Below are 1,125 nucleotides of genomic sequence, written 5' to 3'. Positions count from 1 at the left end.
CCGCTCCCAGCAGCCGCGCTTGCCGCACTCGCACGGGCGCCCGTCCGGCACCACGCGGACGTGCCCGAACTCGGGGGCCACGCCGAACGCGCCGCGGTAGAGGGCGCCGTCGAGCAGCAGCGCGCCGCCGATCCCGGTGCCCAGTGCCAGGAGGACCACGGTCGAGGCGCCCGCCGCGGCCCCGTACCGGCGCTCGGCCAGCGCGGCGGCGTTCGCGTCGTGCTCCACGACGACCGGGATCCCCAGCCGCGCGTGCATCCGCTCGGCGACGGGCGCGTCCCGCCAGGACAGGTGGCGGCCGTGGGGACAGCTCGCCGACGCACCGGGCGATCGCGGACTCCAGCGCCTCGTCGCTCTTCGGCGTGGCGGTGCCCGCACTGTCGATGACCTCGCCCTCGGCGTCCACCACGCCCGCGCGGACGCTGGTGCCGCCGACGTCGACCCCGATCGTCAGCACGTCAGACCCGGGTGACGGGGATGTGCTGGACCCGTCGCGCACCCGGGCGTCCGTGGGTACCGCCATGTCCGCTCTCCTCCTCGGCACCCGCAGCACTGCCAGCCGTCCCGCCGTGTCCCGCCGGTCCGTCCGGCAGCTCCTCCATCAACGCACGGAGGGCCGCGACGACTCCCGCGGCGTGGTCCGCGAGCGTCACAGCCAGCTCGGGTCGCTCCCCGCGCAGCAGGGCCATCAGGGCGCAGACGGGGCAGGACGCGCAGCTCGACGGCGTGGGCTCACCCGAACGGGCCGCCTCCAGCAGGGGGCCGATCCGGTCCAGGACCGTGGCCGCGAGCGCCTTGACCTCCCCGGCGAGGGTGTCCGAGTGCGGGCAGCTCACCGCCCGTCCTCGCTTCGCTCGGTCGAGGCCTCGCCGGAGCGCTGTGCCGAGGGCCCGCACGCGAGCACGCTCACCGGGTCATCCAGACGGCGGGATCGGGGACGAAGGTGACCACCAGGTCGTCCTCCTCCAGGCGGGCGGCGGTGACCTCGCACCGGCGCAGCACCGCGGGCAGGCTGATCCGCCGCCGGGTGGCGCCCACGCCGACGACGAGCTCGTCCCCGACGCGGGTCAGGTCCAGCGGCCCGTTCGCGGCGCCTGGCAGCCGCAGCGCGAGCTCGAACTCCGA

The 1,125-nt window shown here is 76.4% G+C and carries 2 protein-coding genes and 1 pseudogene; all 3 read right to left on the bottom strand.

The window, feature by feature from the left end:
* Window positions 1-457 (bottom strand): annotated as a pseudogene (locus H5J29_RS33700) (ROK family protein); the annotation flags it as partial.
* Window position 458: 1 nt separating this feature from the next.
* On the bottom strand, window positions 459-836 hold the full coding sequence (locus H5J29_RS33695) for a hypothetical protein (RefSeq protein ID WP_181784909.1): 378 nt from the start codon (window positions 834-836) through the stop codon (window positions 459-461).
* A gap of 70 nt (window positions 837-906) precedes the next feature.
* A partial coding sequence (locus H5J29_RS33690) for an ArsA family ATPase (RefSeq protein ID WP_446686511.1) occupies window positions 907-1,125 on the bottom strand: 219 nt, incomplete at its 5' end.

Origin of the sequence: Pseudonocardia pini (genome assembly GCF_013870575.1) — a bacterium.
Classification (GTDB): Bacteria; Actinomycetota; Actinomycetes; order Mycobacteriales; family Pseudonocardiaceae; genus Pseudonocardia; species Pseudonocardia pini.
The sequence above is the reverse complement of the archived record's forward strand: the minus strand, read 5'-3'. Positions and strand labels throughout refer to the sequence as shown.